General features: G+C 34.8%; 17 protein-coding genes. All 17 read right to left on the bottom strand.

The genetic code is table 11. The annotated features are described in order from the left end of the window. Positions 1 to 88: 88 nt before the first annotated feature. The 17 genes from SJY24_RS00820 to SJY24_RS00740 all read right to left on the bottom strand — a co-directional run bounded on the left by SJY24_RS00820 (position 89) and on the right by SJY24_RS00740 (position 18,580). The gene (locus tag SJY24_RS00820) at positions 89 to 367 is read right to left on the bottom strand and encodes a hypothetical protein (RefSeq protein ID WP_085313522.1); all 279 of its coding nucleotides are present in this window, start codon (positions 365 to 367) and stop codon (positions 89 to 91) included. Continuing rightward, positions 364 to 3,825, bottom strand: a complete 3,462-nt coding sequence (locus SJY24_RS00815; protein WP_377863394.1) for a pLS20_p028 family conjugation system transmembrane protein — start codon at positions 3,823 to 3,825, stop codon at positions 364 to 366. The genes SJY24_RS00820 and SJY24_RS00815 overlap by 4 nt, the downstream gene beginning before the upstream one ends. 34 nt (positions 3,826 to 3,859) lie before the next feature. Continuing rightward, positions 3,860 to 6,484, bottom strand: a complete 2,625-nt coding sequence (locus tag SJY24_RS00810) for a VirD4-like conjugal transfer protein, CD1115 family (RefSeq protein WP_377863393.1) — start codon at positions 6,482 to 6,484, stop codon at positions 3,860 to 3,862. Positions 6,485 to 6,510: 26 nt separating this feature from the next. Then, on the bottom strand, positions 6,511 to 8,439 hold the full coding sequence (locus SJY24_RS00805; RefSeq protein ID WP_377863392.1) for a coiled-coil domain-containing protein: 1,929 nt from the start codon (positions 8,437 to 8,439) through the stop codon (positions 6,511 to 6,513). Positions 8,440 to 8,523: 84 nt separating this feature from the next. Next, positions 8,524 to 8,802, bottom strand: a complete 279-nt coding sequence (locus SJY24_RS00800; protein ID WP_377863391.1) for a TrbC/VirB2 family protein — start codon at positions 8,800 to 8,802, stop codon at positions 8,524 to 8,526. 65 nt (positions 8,803 to 8,867) lie between these two features. Then, a complete protein-coding gene (locus SJY24_RS00795) occupies positions 8,868 to 9,143 on the bottom strand; it encodes a hypothetical protein (protein WP_377863390.1) in 276 nt (91 codons plus the stop codon). 19 nt (positions 9,144 to 9,162) lie between these two features. Continuing rightward, entirely contained in the window at positions 9,163 to 9,309 is a 147-nt protein-coding gene (locus SJY24_RS00790; protein ID WP_377863389.1) for a hypothetical protein, read from the bottom strand. An 18-nt stretch (positions 9,310 to 9,327) separates the two neighbouring features. Continuing rightward, complete coding sequence (locus tag SJY24_RS00785; RefSeq protein WP_137057404.1) at positions 9,328 to 9,690, bottom strand: hypothetical protein; 363 nt, start codon at positions 9,688 to 9,690, stop codon at positions 9,328 to 9,330. Between the two features lie 41 nt (positions 9,691 to 9,731). Next, complete coding sequence (locus SJY24_RS00780; protein ID WP_137057405.1) at positions 9,732 to 10,481, bottom strand: hypothetical protein; 750 nt, start codon at positions 10,479 to 10,481, stop codon at positions 9,732 to 9,734. After that, entirely contained in the window at positions 10,478 to 11,311 is an 834-nt protein-coding gene (locus SJY24_RS00775; protein ID WP_377863388.1) for a hypothetical protein, read from the bottom strand. Before SJY24_RS00775 ends, SJY24_RS00780 begins: the two co-directional genes overlap by 4 nt. Before the next feature lie 34 nt (positions 11,312 to 11,345). Continuing rightward, on the bottom strand, positions 11,346 to 12,689 hold the full coding sequence (locus SJY24_RS00770) for an ATPase, T2SS/T4P/T4SS family (protein WP_377863387.1): 1,344 nt from the start codon (positions 12,687 to 12,689) through the stop codon (positions 11,346 to 11,348). A gap of 16 nt (positions 12,690 to 12,705) precedes the next feature. After that, entirely contained in the window at positions 12,706 to 13,089 is a 384-nt protein-coding gene (locus SJY24_RS00765; RefSeq protein WP_264541488.1) for a hypothetical protein, read from the bottom strand. Positions 13,090 to 13,176: 87 nt separating this feature from the next. Further along, complete coding sequence (locus SJY24_RS00760) at positions 13,177 to 13,326, bottom strand: hypothetical protein (protein WP_002198600.1); 150 nt, start codon at positions 13,324 to 13,326, stop codon at positions 13,177 to 13,179. 40 nt (positions 13,327 to 13,366) lie between these two features. Next, positions 13,367 to 13,516 (bottom strand): hypothetical protein, encoded by a 150-nt coding sequence (locus SJY24_RS00755; protein WP_002198600.1) that lies wholly within the window; start codon positions 13,514 to 13,516, stop codon positions 13,367 to 13,369. Between the two features lie 89 nt (positions 13,517 to 13,605). Then, the gene (locus SJY24_RS00750; RefSeq protein WP_137057409.1) at positions 13,606 to 13,980 is read right to left on the bottom strand and encodes a hypothetical protein; all 375 of its coding nucleotides are present in this window, start codon (positions 13,978 to 13,980) and stop codon (positions 13,606 to 13,608) included. A gap of 18 nt (positions 13,981 to 13,998) precedes the next feature. After that, the gene (locus SJY24_RS00745; RefSeq protein ID WP_377863386.1) at positions 13,999 to 18,252 is read right to left on the bottom strand and encodes a fusion protein (includes pXO2-28-29-30); all 4,254 of its coding nucleotides are present in this window, start codon (positions 18,250 to 18,252) and stop codon (positions 13,999 to 14,001) included. A gap of 115 nt (positions 18,253 to 18,367) precedes the next feature. Next, complete coding sequence (locus tag SJY24_RS00740; RefSeq protein WP_377863384.1) at positions 18,368 to 18,580, bottom strand: DUF8088 domain-containing protein; 213 nt, start codon at positions 18,578 to 18,580, stop codon at positions 18,368 to 18,370. Positions 18,581 to 18,600 lie beyond the last annotated feature (20 nt).

Below are 18,600 nucleotides of genomic sequence, written 5' to 3'. Positions count from 1 at the left end.
AACAACCTAAAAATCTGTTTAAAAAAAGTTGCGATCATGCTTAACACGATCGCAACTCCTAACATCAAGATAGCAAATATCCAGTTATTCATCTTAAAATCCCTTTTGCTTTCTCTCTATTTTTTGGTAACTTGTTGTTCGAGTACAGATGGAGAGAAAAATAAGTTAGAAAGGAAAAAGTAACAATGTAATGATATAAATGACCTAATTCAAAACTTATTTGAAAAACCAGTATAACAACGGCAGCAAAAAATCCTGCTATTATTATTAAGATACTAGCCTGTAATTCTTGCTGCTTCATTTCAAAATAAATTCTTCTTTTTTTCGCAATATCAATTACTTTCACATCTAACCCTCCTAATCTCATTTTCTACGTAATTGATCTGTCCGATTTTGTTTACTTCCTCTTTGTCTTAATCCTGATCTTGTTCTTTCTACTATATTTTCTTGTACATTCACATCACGTTGTACTGTGGTTGAGCCTGCTCTTACAGTATTTTCTACCGCTTCGCTTCCTCTTACATTGTTTTGAACATTTACATCTCTCTGTACTGTCGTTGCTCCTGCTCTTACAGTATTTTCTACCGCTTCGCTTCCTCTTACATTGTTTTGAACATTTACATCTCTCTGTACTGTCGTTGCTCCTGCTCTTACAGTATGATCTACTGCTTCACTTCCTCTTACATTGTTTTGCACATTTACATCTCTCTGTACTGTCGTTGCTCCTGCTCTTACAGTATGATCTACTGCTTCACTTCCTCTTACATTGTTTTGTACATTCACATCACGCTGTACCGTCGTTGCTCCCACTTTTACATCTGATGTCGCTTCATTGCTACCTCGTACATTGTTTTGTACATTCACATCACGCTGTACCGTCGTTGCTCCCACTTTTACATCTGATGTTGCTTCATTGCTACCTCTTACATTATTTTGCACATTCACATCACGCTGTACCGTCGTTGCTCCCACTTTTACATCTGATGTCGCTTCATTGCTACCTCTTACATTATTTTGCACATTCACATCACGCTGTACCGTCGTTGCTCCCACTTTTACATCTGATGTCGCTTCATTGCTACCTCTTACATTATTTTGTACATTTACATCACGCTGTACTGTTGCTGCACCTGCTCTTACAGTATTATCTACTGCTTCGCTCCCTCTTACATTGTTTTGTACATTTACGTCTCTCTGTACCGTTGCTACACCTGCTTTTGTATCACTATTGATTGATCCTGTTCCACCTGTATTTCTTAATGTATCTTGAACGTTCACATCACGCTGTACTGTTTGTGTCCCTGATTTCATATTTCCTTGCGATGCTTCAGTACCTCCCGTATTTCTTAATTTATTTTGTATTTCGATTTCTCGCTCTGCCGTTTGTCTTTCACCTTTTACATTGCCTTGCTGTGTTTCTTCTCTTCCTGTATTTCTTAGTTTGTTTTGCAATTCGATTTCTCGTTCCGCTGTTTGTCTTTCGCCTTTTACATTGCCTTGCTGCGCTTCTTCTCTTCCTGTATTTCGTAATTTGCTCTGCAATTCGATTTCTCGCTCTGCTGTTTGTCTTTCACCTTTTACATTGCCTTGCTGTGTTTCTTCTCTTCCTGTATTTCTTAGTTTGTTTTGCAATTCGATTTCTCGTTCCGCTGTTTGTCTTTCGCCTTTTACATTGCCTTGCTGTGTTTCTTCTCTTCCTGTATTTCTTAGTTTGTTTTGCAATTCGATTTCTCGTTCCGCTGTTTGTCTTTCGCCTTTTACATTGCCTTGCTGCGCTTCTTCTCTTCCTGTATTTCGTAATTTGCTCTGCAATTCGATTTCTCGCTCTGCTGTTTGTCTTTCACCTTTTACATTGCCTTGCTGCGCTTCTTCTCTTCCTATATTTCGTAATTTGTTTTGTAATTCAATCTCTCGTTCCGCTGTTTGTCTTTCGCCTTTTACATTGCCTTGCTGCCCTTCATTAGAAATAGAAGCTACATTCGGACGATTAGCCATCTTAGGGCTAGCAGATGGCTCTATACCTGCATTTGCGTTATTTTGAATACCTTTACCTATTGTATTTAACGTTTGACGATCGGCATTTCCTTGTGCCTTTTCTTTCCCTTCAGCTTGACCACTCTTAAATTCAGATACAGTCCCTTTCACACTGTCTGATACACCTTTCGCAACGCCTGATACCTTTTCTTTCCCTTTATCAACAGCGCCACCAACAGTCTCAGCCACTTTATTTCCTGCATCACTCATCATGCCGCCAACCCCACGGTTCGCCGCATAACTCATGGCAGCACCCGTATTTCTAGCAAGTTTCTTCGTCTGCATACCGCCGCCTTTAGCAGTATTCTTCTGTTCTCCTTGTGAATCAGCGCCCTCATGATTAGAATCCATTTCAGAGCGTTTAGGCGTATCCTCTCGTGTTTGTCCACTTCCACCACTCATTAGATTCTTCGCACCACTAAACATACGACCAGCGCCCTTTACAGCTCCTTTGGCTGCCATAGCTCCGCCAACCATACCCATTAAGTGATTCTTTCCTTCTTTTAATCCAACATCAACACCAAAGTATTTTAAGATAGATTCTGATCCTTTAATTAATGCGACAGTTAAACAAACCATTGCTACGATATATAAAAATGCATTGATGTTTTTTTCCGCTAAATAGTTAACGATAATTGTATAGAACCTTAAATTTAAACCTGTAAAAGCAAATACTAAGAAGCCTTTAAAGATATCCTGCATGACCATTTTTGTTTTTTCGCCCGTTTCAATATCTGTAACGAATACAATTGGCGCAATAATTTTCTTCATGGCAATTTCAAATATCGTCATCACAAATACGAAAACTGTAAATAAATAAGCAACTCCTAGAGCTAATAACCCCCAAAATATAGTCCCGAAGTTCATTGGATAACGAACATAGCCCCCTGGAAATTTATCTTTAAATGGATTAAACACACTATTCTTTATTTCTTCTATTACTTCTTTATCTCCATCATTTGTAATTTTATAGGATAAAAATTTCGTTTCTTCAGGAATTCCATCCTGTTTTGATAAATCTTCTATAGACTCTGGTGTTACTATATCCCCCAAATTTGCTTGAAGGAAGACTTCCTTTCCCATTCCATTTTTTGGTTTATTATCTGTAGATGAAATTGCTGGTTCATTTTCCTTTTCCCCTCGTATTGGATCGAATCCTGTTTTACTTAAATAAATAAGATCAGCTGTATTCTGCTTGACTAAATCCCAAGCTAATCCATCTTTTGTTTTACTAGTGTTTGTCGTTTCCGAAAAGAAATCAGTGGATATCTTCTGCATATCCGCCATCAACTCATTTAATCCACCTAGTAAGCCAATCATTACAATAATGTTAACTCCTACTGATTTAAAACGTGGGGGCTTATGCTGAATGATTGTTCTAATCCCTAGCCATACGACAACTAATACGAATAAGGCATAGAATAAACCCTTTATAATAGATGATGCAAAGTCATTTAACCCTGCATCTTTTAGCACATCGAAAAAGGAAAAAGTGTCAGGAATTAGTCCTTCTAGCGCTGATACGATATAGAGTAATGTCTTTATTATCCCTCCTTGAATTGTTTGCCAAATAGAACCTAAAAAATCAGCATATTGTATCCACTCATTTTTTAAAAAGGCAATTGCTTTTTCTGTATCCACATCTTTCAGACCAAGAAATTTGTACCAATCAAAAGCATACGCAATCGGTGTGAACGTGAAACTTCCAAATAGCATTGCGACTGCTAAAACCCCTATACCTAAAGCTTTCTTACTTCGTAAAATCCATTCTTTCATTTTCATAGTAGCCATTACCTTTCTACTTTTCTGCTTGATTTCAAATCAATTATTTTTCCAACATGTCCATTATTTTTTCTAAATACATCTTGATTTCATCATCTGAAGAATGTTCTTTTAAAAATTTCACTTCTTCCGTCTTTGGAACGATGGTATGTTTTGCGTAATCTAATAACATTTGTACAAGTCGTTTCTGAATATCTTCTGTATCGTTTCTATTTCTTTTCTCTTTCACAAGACCAATGAGTGATTTAATAGCTTCATTAATGTCTGTTTGCTCTTTTTTCACTACAGGATTAGCTTGTTGCTTTTTAATATATTCCTTTTTCGCAACTGGATTTAATATAAAATCCAAGAAGTTTAGGTATAGCTCTGTTAAATCTAATCCTGTATGTAAGGAAGGAATATCAATTTCATTTAAATCATTTGAAGTATCAAACCAGCTCGATAGAAATTGCCAACGATAAGGCATCGCCATTTCTTGTGTATTGAAAATTGGATACGGACGTACTTTTTTTCTATTTAAATCTTGTCGATGAAGTGCACGAATAACTAATGTTTCTCCCTCTAGAAATTGTGATAGTCTATCTGGAGAGATGATACGTTGTTGGTCCGCATTTTTCGTTACCTTGTTATCTGCATCCAAATGACTTTCATTCGAAGATTTTCCAATAATAGTTTCATGTCCAGCACGTTTTGAAATTTCTTCAATTGTTTCAGGATCTGTCGAAATAATATAAAGATGATTTTGACAGTTTTGTTTGATCTCTTTCGCTTGCTTATCATATAGTTTTTCGATTTGCGAATAGGACTGAAGCACCAAATTAAACAACATATTCCGTCCTGCACAAACCGTTAATACCCCACCCATATCATCAATAGGTGGCATATTACCAAACTCATCTAGTAAGAAATGGACACGCCTATAACACTTTTTACCCTTTGTATCATTACAATTCATAGATAATTCTGTATACAGCTGCTTAACAAAAATACTTGCTAATGCGTGATTCGACTTATCGTAGTCGGGGACGATCATAAATACAGCTGTAGGCTTATTGGAATACGATAACTTCGCTTTCGGTTGTAAAGGAAAAGTATTAGCTTTTAAAATCAGTGTGACTTGACGCTGATACTCGGGTTTATGTCCGCATCCCTCTTTCTTTTGATAAACAACTTGCCCCTTTTCATCTAGCAGTTTTTCAAACTGTAAGCTATAAAATAATCTGTACTTCTTTTTTGGGTTTTCTGCATCTTGATAACGAATTAGTAATAAATCCCCATCTTCTAGGGATTCATCAAAGTTCATGTTACACATACCTAAGGCTTTCACCTTAATTTCATAGCTTAAAATTTCCGTTTTTTCTCGGTTATTCTTATGAAACGATACCGTTACACGTTTATTCAAAAATCTTTCATCCAACTGAAAAAATAGGTTTTTAGGAAAACCTACTTGTTTTAAATCCAAGCTTGATTTCGAAGTCATTTTTGCAAACATTTTATCCGCAAAAGTTTGTAACCCTTGATTGGCTGTTGCTAGAATAGACCCCTTTGCTTTTTCTCCTGCAAAGCTAGTTGATCCATACTGCATCTTTGCGACATTACCTTGCGGTAAGTTCTTAAAATATTCATCTAATGCGCTCTTTTCGGTAAAATCATCAGGATTCTCTTTATAATAAAAAGTACCTAATTCATTCAGCATTTGAGATACATTGTGCATTGTAATCTTTTCAATACAGTTATTCTTCACACAATAGTCCACGATAGCGAGAATAATACCGTTAATCGCATTTTGTGCAGATGTATTAAAGAACGCATTATCACCCGCATTCGGATTGTTATAAAGAGAGAATGTTAATGTATTCGCTCGTTTAGCCGCTTCTTGGTCATCGCCATTCACCCATGCATCAATGACTAACTGCAAAGGGTTATACGACATTCCTTGTAAGGGTTCTGAGATATTCAAAACTTGAACATCATACCCACGTTTTTCTAATGTCTCTTTAGATGCACTATACAATTCTCCTTTCGGATCATTTACAACCATACTTGATTGATTTTTTGCTCTACTCAAATTATCAATCATTGGTACGACAATCGTTTCCCCTTTACCTGAACGAGAAACCCCTAGTATTGCTGTATTGACTGTATCTGTATCGACATAATATTTATTCTTATAATGTGATACAGGAACACCGCCATACCCCTCAAACGTTTCCGTCTTTTCGGGAATTTCTCTATACTGTTCTTGAATTTCTTCAATTGTAGTAAAACGGCTATCCCCCTTTTGACCATAAGCTACATTTTCGTCACTTCGATAATTAACCTTTGAATACACCAAAAAACCCATCACCGTAGAAGCTAATAAGCCAAACAAGTACATATTTGTAGGCAGAACAGGAAGAAAAACATTTTTAATTGAAATACCTTTCTCCCAATCCGTACCAAACACATCAAAAATAGTTGGCTTTTCAACTGTTTTTGATAATTCATTTACAATGGCGTAGTACGTACCTGCTACAAAATTCAATCCACCTAAAGGAAAAAGCACCGCAAGTGAAGAAATTGCGAGTGCTTTTTTATTTATCCTATTCTTTTCTTGTGGCAGGTCTTCACCATCAATTTTATAATTATGATGAAGGTACTTATTCCGCTTGAATTTTAATAGTGCCATGTTCGCATTTCCTCCTTACTAACCACCTATTCAGAATCAATTAATCTAGCTAAAAATGTTCTCCGTTTTTTTTTAGACACTTTTGTTTGTTGTTGCATTACAGGTTGCTGTGGCTGCATTGGAGCTTGTTGTACTGGATGTTGATACATATATACTGGCTGTTGTACAGGTTGCGGATACATCATCACTGGTTGTTGTGGCGGCTGTTGTTCTGGGTTAGCATGAGCTTTTAATAATTTTTCTTTTAAATCTTCTATGATATTCAATAGCTTCTGTTCTCTATCATTGCTTCTTACTTCTTTCGCTTCCTCTTTTCTTTGTTGTAAGTTTAGCGCTTCTATTTCAATTCTGTTCTTTTCTTCTTCTATTTTTAATTGACGTTCTTTCATTTCTTTATCATGCTCTGCTTGAATTTCTTCTTTCCATTCAGGAATTAACTGCTTAATTTTATCCTCTAAAACCGCAAACCCCACTTCTTGTTGTTCATTGGCAGCGTTCATAATCCGTTCTGTCATTTCTATAGAATCAGATAAATACTCGTTCTTTTTATCGATCAGCTCTTTTTTGCCTTCTACTTTCAACTCATACACTTTCTCTAAAGTTGCTTTTCTCTTTTCAATTTCATTCTCTTTCTTTAATTCTTCTTCACAAGCACTTACTAACGTGTACTTACGCCCTTCTAATTCCGTTTGATATGCCGTCAATTCTGCTTCTTGTTGCAATTTAAAAGATTCTAATGCTAGTCTTTGTTTTTCAGTAAATGCAGATAATTTTTTTTGCATTTCTTGCATTTCTTTATTCTCAAACTCATTTAACTCTGCTAATCTCGTTTGAAAACCTTGTTCAAAAATATCTTGCAGCCTTTCTTCAGCTTCTTTTTGATAATCACGCATCATGACTTCTTTATAAATATTTTCAAGAGCCAAACGGATTTCATCTCTCAAATTATTTACTTCTTGGTAATATTTATCTTGAATTAGCAAAAAATCTTTTCCGCTTAACACGTTTTTTGTATATTGTAATTTTTTCTTTTCAAGCCCTGTAGTTGCTTCCTCACTCATACCAAACCGACTTAATAAGTGCTTGATAGTAAATCGTGAATCATATCTTTCTTGCTTTGTCTCAACTTCACTAAGGTTCAGATATTCTTCATAATCAGGGAATGTTACACCTTGGTTCTGAGCTTCAATTACAGGCTCTTGATTTGTTTTCTGAACGTCTGAACCGTTACTAAATAGCTCTTTTTCTATACTTTGAACTGAATCAACTTCATTTGTAGGAAATGGTAGTTCTTCAGCCACTTTTTCCAAGTTCACTCCTGCAGGTAATTCATCTTGTTCTTCTTCAATTGTAAATGGATCATCATCTTCTTTTTGAACTAAAGCAGCAGCGTGTTCTTGTAGCCCCTGAATATCTTCATCCTCAAAATGATGTGTTCCCCTACTTTTTAATTCATGCATAGGCATTTCTTCAAAAGGATTTTCCTCTACACCTGCAAACTCTTTTTTCACTTCATTATCACCATGTGGTGGTACTTCTTCCTTTTTCCCAAATAATTTAGCGAACAAGCCACCTTTTTTCTTTTTAGGTGCTCCTTCCTCATGTTCTATAACTGCTCCACCTTCTTCAGCTCTGTAACTTTCATATATACCTTGTTTAATTTCCATTCCTAAGTTAAAATCTGTTCCTTTTTCAAGGTCTTTTGAAATAGCATTGAGTAAAGAAAATTCACTTCCTACTTGTACCGGTAATTCAAATTCATACGCCTTTTCATTCTCAATATCTTGCAATAACAGTAGCACTTGATCAGATTGTTGATTTTGTTCAATATATCTTTGAATTAACACTTCTGCTACCTTTAACCCTAGTTGTTTTCCGTTCCCTGCTTTATTCTTCCTTAAAAACTTTTTGAAAGCTTTTGATTGTTCTTTTTGTAAAAACTCTACAATATACACTCTCTTAACCTCATTTCATGTATAGGATTTTTTAAAAACAAAAGAGAAGCCCACAATTAGTAAGCTTCTCTTTCAGTGTCTTTCTTAGAAACCAGATGTAACGCCTTGAACTGTACTTGCGAAAGTTCCTGCTCCCCATAAAAGAACACCACCAACAACAATGTACATTAACCATTTTTTCGCTGTACGGCTCGGCCCTTCGCCGAACATGAACATGAAGGCAATAATACATACACAGAATATAATAACCGCTATACCAAGTCCTTGTAACTTTCCAGACCAACTTGTTAAAGCAGAACTCACAGAGTCAAAGAAATCATTGTAAGTTAATAGTTTGATATAAAACGCAGTAAATAAATCCATTTGAAATTCCTTCTTTCTTTTATATGTTGTTTGATAGTTTAAGTGTTTTAACCAGGTTAGTTACTTTAAGAACGTGTTTGAGTATCAGAACTCACATGAGATCCACCTGATGATTGCCTGTTATTTTCCTGTTTAACAATAAAAGCCGCGATTTCTTCCACCGCAGCTTCTTCTAACATCTTATTTCTCCACTCAGGCTCTCCACCTTGTAGTAAAGATACGCACTTATCACTCACAATTTTTAGTGACCACTCTTCGTATGTCTTGCCCTGTTTTTTCAAAACTACTGCAACAGCATCCTGATGAGGTGCTTTTTCATTTTTACCAGTCCTTTTAGCCATATATAACTGACTCCTTTACTTAATACTTTGTATTTTTTTGAGAGATGAAATGTCGGAATGCCTCTTCAACATCAGGTATTCCATCTGAAAAAATCGTAACGATTGCAATGAGCACCATTACACCACCCATAAAAATCATTAAACGAAACACATTGTTTTCAAGCATTACTTAAACACCCACTCTCTATCGTACTTGCGAGATCGCGGAACCATTAAATTTCATTTCTTTGTCAGGTAAATTAAAGAGCAGAACCTTCAAGTTTGCTACTACCTGATAATCAACAACATCACCAAATTCTACTTTTTTATTTAATTGATCGCTTTTGACAGTAAAAGCACCTTTATACTGCTTATCACTGTACTCTTTTAAATTTTGAACGGATTCTTTTGTTAATCCTCCATGTCTTTCAATTTGGTAATTTACTTGCTGCTTATAGGAATTTACATCACTCAATTGAATACAAAAAAGGGCTACTGCAACCATTAACATGATTAACATTAACCCTATAAACCATTTTGTAATTGTCATAATTGCGCCATCTAGCATAATTTACACCATCTCATTTTTATTTCACCCTCCTTTGTTATTTACGAAAGATTAATAGATGATAGGTGATGAACCAACACCGCTGCCGCAAATCCTACTACCAATATAAATGAACTCATGACCATTTTCGTAGGGAAGAAATTAAATCGCTTTAACTTAAACGCAATAATTTCATCAATTGCTCGTTGCAACTCAGCACTTGCCATTTGTCCTAACTCATTTATAACATTCGTATCACTTGAATTTTGTTGAAAATCATAAATAGTTTGCATGATATTTATTGACATATCGCTTCCACTTGAACGCATAGCATAATCGGTGAAAGGTTGTATATCATTTGGCTTATCTGTCATTTCTGACATTAATTTAGCCAATGAATTTTTATCAACTGGATTTTCCATCCGATTCAATATCTTTCGAAACACTTGATATAAACTCGCTGAACCACCAGATTCCTTTAAATAGGGAATTAATAATCTTGTAAATTTAGAGAAATTCAAATGCCTTTCAAATTTAAAAGCATTATACATCTTCATAACATGCGTATATTTTGAACGATACATATAGACCGGTAATCCAATTGCTAATAGATAACACCAGCTAGAGAAAAATAATCCTAGTAGAAATCCAAAAATCCCCACAGCAAATGATTGTACAAAGCGTTTCTTTTGGAATTTATCAATCATTTTTTTGGTATTACCCATCTCTTCCAATATGCTATATAAATCTTCTTCCGCCAGCAATCGATTATAACGATTTTTTTTACTACTTTTAGCTGTTACTACCCTCATGCTTTGACCTCCATTATTGAGTCATCAAAAAGGTATGTAGTAAAGGATTTAAAGAATAAAAACATTAAACTCATATAAATACCACTCGTGATCCATCCAATAGGATGCTTAGCAAATGCCGTTATATACGTATCAAAACCAAAAGAGAAAGTAATAGCCAGGACAAAGACAACTATTACACCACATAACATCTTCATATCTTTTAGATGCCCCGTTTTTTTACGATCATAATCATCCTTTTTCTCTTTCGTTTCATTATGATGAGTTTTAATATCTTTCAAGGTTTCCAGGTTCGTTCTCCCCTCTAAAACACACGTTTCAAGTTGCTCTAAATACTGATCAAATGTAATATCTTCACGATATTTATTTGATAATTGTTTAAAAGCCTGAATTACCTGTGTTTGATCCGCCCCCAAAATATTTGCCATTAATATTTTTAAATCTTCCCTCAGTTCCCCTTGCGCCCGATCACTAGCCCGATTTAAAGATGTTAATATCGTTTGGCTTTCGTTTGCTAAAAGAGAAGTCATATTATTGACAAACTTATTTCTTTCTCTAAAAGAATCTTTTTCATATGCCCTTTGAATTATCTTAGGCATCAATACTTTCAGCCCATATACAGCACCTAGCAATCCTAAAATCAACGAAAGCCACCATATATAGAGTAAGAGAAAAGAAAATACCCCCGTAACTAGACCTGGAATAGCAGCATGTCTAAGATAATCCTTTTTATTTAAAGGTTTTCCATATGCTACCTTGAATGCATTAATCTCTTCAGCATTCACAAATTTCTTTTTCCGTGTTTTCGCATTTAAAGTGGAGATTTTCACACTTTATACCTCCTTCCTCAAAGTTTTACATCCTTTATCTACTTATTACTAGATCCTTTTTAAATGCTATTTCATCTGTATACTTTGGAAGTTCATAACTCAAATCAACTTCCGCTAATTTCTCATGAAATTCATCTGATAATTCCCCTGTAGAGAATGTAAACTTACCATTTCTATACTTTTGCTCAAATACCATCTGGCATCCTTCAACTGAATATTCTACTATTTTCGCTAAATAGCGAATCACTCGATTAATCAGCTTTCCCTCTTTGTCTCTTGTTTTCACTACGATACGTTTAATATGAAAACCAAAATTAAAGTAACGCATAATATCTTCTTCAAGAGACTTTTCATCTACCTGATATCCAATCTTAGACATGTTAACAAGTCTTTTAGGCGATGTTTCAGCATCTACAGAATGCAAGGAAGTTAAAACATGGTGTCCTGATAATACCGCTTGTATCGTTTCATAAGCTTCTCTCCCACGCAACTCAGAAATCATAATCCATCGTGGATTGTTACGCAGACCAGCTATTATTTCATCAGTAACACTAACTCCATTTCCTGTTAGCCAACTGAAAACATCTTTATCGGGAAACAATGACTTCACATGTGTCTCAGGTACATCCTCAATCATAATCGCTTTATGTTCAAATCGAACAAAAGAAAATAATAGTTTTAACAGTTCTGTTTTTCCCGTCCCAGTTTCTCCTGAAATAAGGACATTATTTCTACTTTCTATGACTACTTTAAAAAAGTCATATATAAATTTCGGAGCAAACATTTCAAAATTATTTTCGTTTAATGCTAACTTTGGACGGACAATCCTCAATGACATTGTAGAATTACCCGTTGTATTTTGCGAATGCACCGCATTTATACGAATTGAACCATAAACACCATCAAAAATAGGATTTTTAGGAGTAAACTCCTTTCCAACTGCATGTGCAAATTTCTGAATTAATCTTGTTATATACTGCTCTGTAATTTGATGATCAGCATTTTTATAAATTTCTTTATAATCACTTGATTCTACAATTAAATGGCTGCCATTGTATGATATATCCGTAATATCTGGTCTCTCTTTAATTAATCTCTCAATAACACCCGTACCTACAATCTCAGATACAACATACTCATAAACCTCATCCAGACCGTTTTCATCACAATCCATAAAGTGAGCTTCATAATTATTTTTTATGATTTTTTTGATTTCTAGTCTTGCTTCTTCTATTAACATGGCATCTATAACTAATTCAGCCTTACTGTTTTTTAAATCATTTCGAATAGTTTCTACAGATTTTTGGAAATTTTTAGAGTTGAAATCGAAATGATTTTTTTTCGTTTTTCCTGTTACGTTCTTAAACTTTTCTAACATATTTTTCTCCTTCCCTTTAAGATGCTGCAATACTTACTTTGTAAGTCGCTTGATACGTATTTTCACCATCTTGAATAATAGTCCGAATCGCTTTAACAGATCCGTTTTTGTTATCTAGATATTTAAACTCATATTTTGCATTACCGCTGATTTTCACAAGTTTATTTGATTCAATGCGTTTTTTAAAATCTTTTTCAAAATCATCCTTTGAAAGAAATAACTCTCCATTTTGAATACGAGAGCTATTATCCATGTTGGATATAGTACTTGCTCGGACCGTCTCAGTAATCCCTTGCATTACTGAATCAGTAGCAAAATTCTCTCTATAGTAATATCCACCTATAGAGACTAAAAATAGCCCAACGACTATTATCATTAGGATGAAAGGATGTTCTTTCACTTCTTTCACTCCTTTCCAATCAAATAAAGGGAGAAGTTTCTCTCCCTAATTTGCTGGATAATAGTTTCACATCCACATATTAAAGAGTTATTTTGCTGACGCCAGTTTTTGTTTGAAGAAATCAATTACTGAGTTCCCCAGCTCTGGGAAGGCAACCATCGTTATTCCTACCATTGCTGCTCCTAACATTACTGCTCCAATCATCCACCAACTACGATCTGTATTTTGATCTAACATCTTTACATCTCCCTCTCATTAACCATTTTTTTATTTAAAATTATTTTGCTGATGCTAATTTTTGCTTGAAGAAATCAATTACCGAGTTCCCTAACTCTGGGAAGGCAACCATCGTTATCCCTACCATCGCCGCTCCTAACATTACTGCTCCAATCATCCACCAACTACGATCCGTATTTTGATCTAACATTTTTCAAAATCCTCTCGATTTTTCATTTTTGTATATAAAAAAGAGACGTAATAGTTAAATTACGTCTCTTTTTCTACCTAATTATTTTTTTAATACAATCTAATTCCTAATTTAATAGCCCGTTCTACCGTTAGGTATTTGTTCAACATAAGCATGTTAACCGCCCCGAATGTAGTAGGCATCATATCATTTACAACACTATGGATCTTGTCTTTTACAAAGACAATCCACATATTTAAGCTAAATCCATCAAATTGACTCGTATCAAATTTAAAATCAAAGTGGAACAAATCACCTAGTGATAAATTACCTGAAAATAAATTCCCGATACCTGCTTGTGTAAAAGCGGAAAGGCTTCCTTGCAACGAATATCCAATCAAACGAATTACAATTCCTGTAATTACGAAGTATAGCGCCATAAAGATAATTTGTTTCTTGGCCGAGTTATAAGTTAGGACATTCACACATTTTCAACTCCTTTCCTATTGCTTTAACCAAGCAACATCTTCATCTGACCAACCAGGAGGTTTGCCATTTGAGAAAGGATTTTTGGGATCAACAGGTTCTAATAGTAATTCATCATCTTTCAGCGTTTTAGATCCAATTGTTCCGTACATATATGCATATAAATTTAGTGGTTGTGTTACCTCAAAGTTAACCTTATTAGCGCCTATAGGGATTCCTGATGCTATTAAAACATTATATTCTCCCAGGTCTGCCCAAATTGGAACATATAACTTTCTCTTTCCATCTTTTATTGCATTCTTAATACGTGGATCATGGTCTTTTACTTGCTGATTTGTAAATAAATTACCCGTTTTTTGTTCCACATTAATATGTGGCAATTCAAAAAGAAAATCGGTGTTCTTCTTATCCGTGCTGCCTGTTTTCTCAGCTTCTTCTAACGGAACAACCATTTGATCTCCTTTTTTCTCATAATTCAAATGAGAATCAATTAATCTCTTATCTACTAAAGCATTTGCCTTAACATCATAAGCGACTGCTAATTCATTGCTATAACTAACTAATGGTTTTAACTCAAAACCATAACCAGTTTTTTGTTTAGGCAGCTGTTTTAATGGAATTGTAAGTGTTTCATTAAAGATTTCCATCTCTTTTCCGACTTCACGCTCCGTCATAATAACGCCTTTATATTTCAACTCAGTAGATTCTTTCGCATTTACCTTAATACTTTCTTCAGAAGAGGTATAACCGTCTGTATCTACTTTGCCTTTCCCATCTAAAACATGAACAGATTCTTTATTTACTTTTTCAAATCTGACTTCATAGTTTCTCTTATTATTTTTCTTTAAAAACTTTGGATCTACTTTGAATTTAATTTCTTCAGGTAGTTCCCCAATGGTAAATAACTGGCTACCAACAAGCTTTTTATCAGCTTTATCATACAAGTTAACAGCGACTTCACTCTTATTTGAATCTTCATACACAATATCTTTATCTAACCGTACGGTTACTGGAAGTCCAATCTCAGCAGGTGCAGTATCAATTCTTATCTTTCTAAGTCCCAAGTTCGCATCCGCTACAATTGTGTATTTTACCTGGTTAGAAACAGGAGATAATTTGTAATCAACAGAAGTGTTTACCACTGTCTTACTCACATAAAAATCTCCAAATTCATTTTTATGTGTTCCGTAAACAAGGTTCATTTTTACCACATCACTGCTGCTTAATGAATCATTTACATACAGCAAAATAGAGACCACTTTTGATAGATCCATCTCTCCTGTATACCTGTACCAACCATTTGATTTCAAATCAATTTTGTTTGGATTATTTGATTCAACAAAGCTGTTATTGAGCCATATTTCAACGTTTTTATTATTGGCATTTTCTAATGTTAGTTGTTTCAAGAAAGTAACACCGTTAAAAGCAGATCCATTTTCATCCTTATTTTTAGGAACATATGTAAGTGCCTTTATATGTGACTCATCTTTGATTGTGGTATATGGTTGAACACCGACCACATAGTCACTGTTCTTTTTCCCTGTTACTTTCTCTATTGTTTCACTGACACCAACCATACCAATTTTCACAACTGAAATATTCTTAGAGCTTGTTCGAAATTTCTCTAATCTAGTATCCATAGAACTACTCATTACATTTTGAATTTCTAGTCCTACCTGGTTTCCCTGCGGCAGCAACACTGGATTAATACGAGTCTCAAAGTTGATTTTTTTTAGTGCTTTATTACCACGAGTCAATGTGTCATACCAAATCAAATGATTACTTCCATCATTTTGTTGCTCTATCTTAGGCTCAATATATTGATCACCGTACTTAGCAGATCCAACTACATAATCAAGACCTTTTGGTATTTTCACTCTCATTTCTACTTTTTCATCAAGGGAAGTAAAGTCCATTGCTTCAGGCAGCCTTACTAAATTATCAACTGTTACATTAACATTATCGGAACTGTAATAAGTATTTTTGGTTGTTTTCACCTCACTACTTGTTTCACCGTTCATAATGCCTAGCGTTTCAAAATTGACTGTACTTCCTACAGGAGACTGAAGTTTTGTTACATTTCCTTTTTCATCGTATTCAGTGAAATTGTTATATTTACCTTCACCTCGTACACGATATCCTACTTTTCTATCAGCTGTAGGATATACAACCGAATCAGTAACCGCTATGTTCGGTGTACCTTTTTCGTTAACACTACCAACTGTCTTTGTTTTAACATCAAGCGGAATATTATATGCTACAACTTCACCATCACCCATGAGAGCATGAATATCATTTTTTATAGCTCCTACTTCACCATGTGTTTTAGCTTCATCATATGTGCTATACCAATCATAATCCTCATCTTTATTTTGTGTTATTTTTTCAAAAGAATTATCATTCTTTTTAGAAACTCCAAAATAAATTTTTTGTTTATTAACATCTTTATCTCTTCCACCAGTAGTGTTGGGATACCCTTGATATAACATATCTTTCTTGGCAATATCCGCACCGTTTTTTGTTAAATCAAAGGAATCTGTATTCCACTTATAAACCATAGTCGTTCCACCCTCAGTAACAGCACGAACATTTAAGTGGCTTATAATTTTCACTTTTTGCCCTACTATAACAGTTGGATCACCTTTTGAAACTGCGCTATACCCAACGTTTGGTGTACCAAGTTCTTTCCCTTCAGGTGTGTGGAATGTAGTTTGCAGCGAATACGATCCCTTTGGATTATTTCTTTCTGTAAGTGTATATCTTCCTACCGTATTGTAAGGGATTGTATTTCCTTTTCCATCTTCATAAGAATCAATCACAAATTCCAAATAGTAATATACGTTATTAGGTAAATTTTGTTTATTATTTTTTCCAAACGAATAATATTCATTTGGCGAATGAATTAAAAAACGTGTGCTTGAAAAAGCCTTTTGATTCTTCCCAAATGTAGGAATCACTGGATAGTTTGGTCTTGACATCATTGTTGGGAATGTTCTACCTATAACGTAATCATCAATACTTCCCGCATATCCTATACGATTCTTAGTAATTTCAGGTTTATTCAGACGTACTATACCACTATCCCATACACTATCAATCGTGTATTTATCAATATCACTTGCATTCCATTTATCTTTTGGTATATAAGATTTTGGGCTATTGGCTGTTTCAGTACGAGGATCTTTATAGCCTTTCATACCAAGCTCAAAACTTTCCGTATTTTCTTGCGGTACTTTATCAACTATTTTATCAATAGCTTGATAGTTAAAGATTTTGATTGGCATATCTCTTCCTTCAAAATCTAGTGTTTCTTGCCCCAATGATTTTTCATCCCAATCAACCTTTCCCGAAAAATTAAAATGATAATTAATTTTTCCAATAGGGAATGTAGCTCCTCTTAAATCATTACGATTAGGCAGATTATCAACAAATAGATCTAATGCAACTGGATACATTATAGAACGGTCATCCTTTTTAGCATTTGAATCATAAACCTTATAATCTAATCTAGGTAATCCTCCATAAGAAGCAGTAAAACGAGCCTTCACATTAACTTTTCCTGAAGTAGTAACAGGACTAATATCATCAAATGATTGTGATATACCCTCATTTGTAATATCTTTCCCATCGACATTTACAACCTGAATATTGATATTAGGCTTCAATTTCAAGCCATGCTCCGCACCTTGTACTTCAACAGTAACAGGAATCATTAAAGAGTTACCCGTTTCTTTTAACGTGTATTCCATATCAAAAGAAACAACACCACTTTCCAAGTCCTCTTTACCACCAACAGCAAATTTTGCATTTACACGTTTGTTGGTAATTCCATTTTCCAGTGTACCGGTGATTCTCAGCTTAATATCTTTCAGCTTGTCATGTTTTTTCGGGTTGATCGTTACCTTTAATGGATAAGTTACAGTATCAAAGGTTCTTACAACACCGTTATTAGGACTAACATCATTACCTGCATCATTGTTAGGATCAAAAGGTTCTGTACCATCTACAATGTCAGAAGGCTTAATGAACGCTTCAAAATCAAGTAAATCACTACCCTTTTTCCCATTTGCTACAACTACTTCACCTGGAGCAAGTCCCATACTTTCCATATCTGATTTTTCTTGCAGCACGGTCACATCTTCAGTTTTTTTCTCTTGAGCCTGTTTCTTATCCGATGTGCTTTCTGCATGTCCAATTGATACGAAGTCGGCCAAGCTTCCAAAAAGTAGCATAACAACAAATAATAAACTAAATGATCTTCTAAACCACAATCATATTCCTCCTCTCTTTACAACCATGAGGATCTATCCTCATATAAGAGAGAGTAATCAGTTGGACTTCTTGCTCTTTCTTCCATAGAAACCTCCTTGTAACATAGCGCTTTATTTAAAGTGGTGTATTGCTGGTAATCTTATTGAATGTTTTTGAACTCTCATCTTCTTCAGACTTTTCATCGACAATCTCTTTAGTTAATATTACAGTTCCAATTTCCTCATAGGGTTCAACTGTATACCCTCTTTCTATCAAAATCCCTGTAACCTTTTGCATATCCTTCCAAGCCTCTGTTCCCTCTCCAAACTCAATAGTCACCTTGTTCACATTTCATCTCTCCTTGTCTA

This window comes from Bacillus sp. R86525 (assembly GCF_042466195.1).
In the GTDB taxonomy this organism is placed as follows: Bacteria; Bacillota; Bacilli; order Bacillales; family Bacillaceae_G; genus Bacillus_A; species Bacillus_A nitratireducens.
This window is presented reverse-complemented; position numbering and strand designations above follow the sequence as displayed.

Bases quoted from the DNA above. Each gene is read 5' to 3' on its own strand.
- SJY24_RS00795 (WP_377863390.1), bottom strand. From the start codon at position 9,143: ATGGCTAAAAGGACTGGTAAAAATGAAAAAGCACCTCATCAGGATGCT.
- SJY24_RS00790 (WP_377863389.1), bottom strand. From the start codon at position 9,309: ATGCTTGAAAACAATGTGTTTCGTTTAATGATTTTTATGGGTGGTGTA.
- SJY24_RS00820 (WP_085313522.1), bottom strand. From the start codon at position 367: ATGAGATTAGGAGGGTTAGATGTGAAAGTAATTGATATTGCGAAAAAA.
- SJY24_RS00800 (WP_377863391.1), bottom strand. From the start codon at position 8,802: ATGGATTTATTTACTGCGTTTTATATCAAACTATTAACTTACAATGAT.
- SJY24_RS00810 (WP_377863393.1), bottom strand. From the start codon at position 6,484: ATGGCACTATTAAAATTCAAGCGGAATAAGTACCTTCATCATAATTAT.
- SJY24_RS00770 (WP_377863387.1), bottom strand. From the start codon at position 12,689: ATGTTAGAAAAGTTTAAGAACGTAACAGGAAAAACGAAAAAAAATCAT.
- SJY24_RS00815 (WP_377863394.1), bottom strand. From the start codon at position 3,825: ATGGCTACTATGAAAATGAAAGAATGGATTTTACGAAGTAAGAAAGCT.
- SJY24_RS00755 (WP_002198600.1), bottom strand. From the start codon at position 13,516: ATGTTAGATCAAAATACGGATCGTAGTTGGTGGATGATTGGAGCAGTA.
- SJY24_RS00780 (WP_137057405.1), bottom strand. From the start codon at position 10,481: ATGAGGGTAGTAACAGCTAAAAGTAGTAAAAAAAATCGTTATAATCGA.
- SJY24_RS00760 (WP_002198600.1), bottom strand. From the start codon at position 13,326: ATGTTAGATCAAAATACAGATCGTAGTTGGTGGATGATTGGAGCAGTA.
- SJY24_RS00785 (WP_137057404.1), bottom strand. From the start codon at position 9,690: ATGCTAGATGGCGCAATTATGACAATTACAAAATGGTTTATAGGGTTA.